Here is a 1932-nt window from a genome sequence, read left to right as displayed (position 1 = left end):
AGCGACAGCAGCAGCGACAACCGCTGCGCCACATCACTGCGGACGATGCCGGCCACCGCCACCGCGCGGCCCAGCACCAGGAAGATCGAGGGCAGCACCACCGCCAGCGCCAGCAATGACAGCCACGGCGCATGCGGTCCGCGCAGTGCCTCCAGTGGCGGCTGCAGCACCACCGCCGTCATCGTCGCGGCCACCAGGTAGTTCCAGGTCACCATCTGCGCAACGTCCAGCTGGCGACGGCCAGCCAGCTTCAACAACACCGAAACCAGCACACTGCAGATCACGGCCAGGGACAGGTAGAGCATGGGGCGGGCACAGGGCAGCGGCGGGGGACGCTATCATGGTGCCATGCACACGCCCTCGTTCCCCGTCGCCCCCGGCGAAACCGCCTGCATTGCACTGGAGGGCCCGGTTGGCCCGCTGGAAGTGCTCGTCGACCTGCCCAAGGCCGATGTGCCGGTGCAGCCGATCGTGGCCATCATCTGCCATCCGCTGTCCACCGAAGGCGGCACCCTGCACAACAAGGTGGTCACCATGACCGCCACCACCCTGCGCGAGCTGGGCATTGCCACGGTGCGCTTCAACTTCCGCAGCGTCGGCGGCTCTGCCGGTGAATTCGACCATGGCGTGGGCGAGCAGGAGGACCTCAAGGCCGTCACCGCCTGGGTCCGCCAGCAGCGCCCGGACGACCGCCTGTGGCTGGCCGGTTTCAGCTTCGGCGCATTCGTTTCGCTGAAGGCTGCCGCCGAGCTGCAGCCCGAAGCGCTGATCTCGATCGCGCCGCCGGCGGGCCGTTGGGACTTCGATGGCATCGCGCCGCCGGCCCGCTGGCTGGTGATCCAGGGCGAGCAGGATGAAATCGTCGACCCGCAGGCCGTGTACCAGTGGCTGGACACCCTCGATGCCCCGCATGAACTGGTGCGCATGCCCGAAACCAGCCACTTCTTCCACCGCAAGCTGATCGACCTGCGCGGCGCGCTCACCCACGGCGTCAAGCATTGGCTGGGCACGGCGGCATGAGCGAGGCGGAACTGACCCCGACGCAGCGCTACGCGGCCGGGGTGGAACGCGGCGATTGGCAGAACGACCCGGCCCAGCATGCGGCCCTGGCCGAGCTGGACCGGATCCATCTGGCCCTGGTGGACAGCGCCGAGGACGGCTGGCTGGACCGCCTGTCCTCGTTCTGGAAGAAGCCCGAGCCGGTCAAGGGCCTGTACTTCTGGGGCRGCGTCGGCCGCGGCAAGACCTTCCTGGTCGACCTGTTCTACGACGGCCTGCCGATCAAGCAGAAGTACCGCACCCACTTCCATCGGTTCATGCGCAGCGTGCATGAGCGCCTGCGCGAGCACCAGGGCCAGAGCGATCCGCTGGCGAAGATCGCCCAGGAATGGCGCAGCAACCTGCGCGTGCTGGTGCTGGACGAATTCTTCGTCACCGACATCGGCGATGCCATGCTGCTGGCGCGCCTGCTGGAGCGGATGTTCGCCGAGGGCGTGACCCTGGTCACCACCTCCAACACGGCGGTGGAAAACCTGTACCTCAACGGCCTGCAGCGCGAGAGCTTCATGCCGGCCATCGGCTTGCTGCAGCGCTACTGCGTGGAGCTGTACGCCGAAGGCACCGAGGACTACCGCATGCGCGCGCTGACCCGTTCGCCGGTGTACCGCGCGCCGCTGGCCGCCGACAGTGACACCTGGCTGTCCACGCGCTGGGGCGAGTTGAGCGGTGGCCAGCCGGCCAAGGCGGGCAACATCGAAATCGAGAGCCGCAAGATTCCGGTGCGCGCGCGCGGCAAGAGCATTGCCTGGTTCGACTTCGCCGCCCTGTGCGAAGGCCCGCGCGGGCCGTCGGACTACATCGAGATCGCGCACGAGTTCAACACCGTGCTGCTGGGGGGCATTCCGGCCTTCGATCGCCTGAACGAGGATGCCG

At 68.1% G+C, this 1932-nt stretch carries 2 protein-coding genes and 1 pseudogene; 2 read left to right on the top strand and 1 reads right to left on the bottom strand.

Going from position 1 to position 1932, the window contains the following annotated elements; translation table 11 throughout:
- Window positions 1-305 (bottom strand): annotated as a pseudogene (locus AC1VAN_RS20320) (EamA/RhaT family transporter); the annotation flags it as partial.
- A gap of 43 nt (window positions 306-348) precedes the next feature.
- Here AC1VAN_RS20320 and AC1VAN_RS20315 point away from each other — a divergent pair.
- Both AC1VAN_RS20315 and zapE read left to right on the top strand, forming a co-directional pair.
- Window positions 349-1020: an alpha/beta hydrolase gene (locus tag AC1VAN_RS20315; protein WP_025875785.1), complete on the top strand. Its 672-nt coding sequence runs from the start codon at window positions 349-351 to the stop codon at window positions 1018-1020.
- A partial coding sequence (zapE, locus tag AC1VAN_RS20310) for a cell division protein ZapE (protein WP_480986585.1) occupies window positions 1017-1932 on the top strand: 916 nt, incomplete at its 3' end. The genes AC1VAN_RS20315 and zapE, both read left to right, overlap by 4 nt.

Source organism: Stenotrophomonas sp. 05L44_2, from assembly GCF_056665995.1.
The sequence above is the reverse complement of the archived record's forward strand: the minus strand, read 5'-3'. Positions and strand labels throughout refer to the sequence as shown.

Coding starts and splice junctions, on each gene's coding strand:
- AC1VAN_RS20315 (WP_025875785.1), top strand. CDS start 349: ATGCACACGCCCTCGTTCCCCGTCGCCCCCGGCGAAACCGCCTGCATT.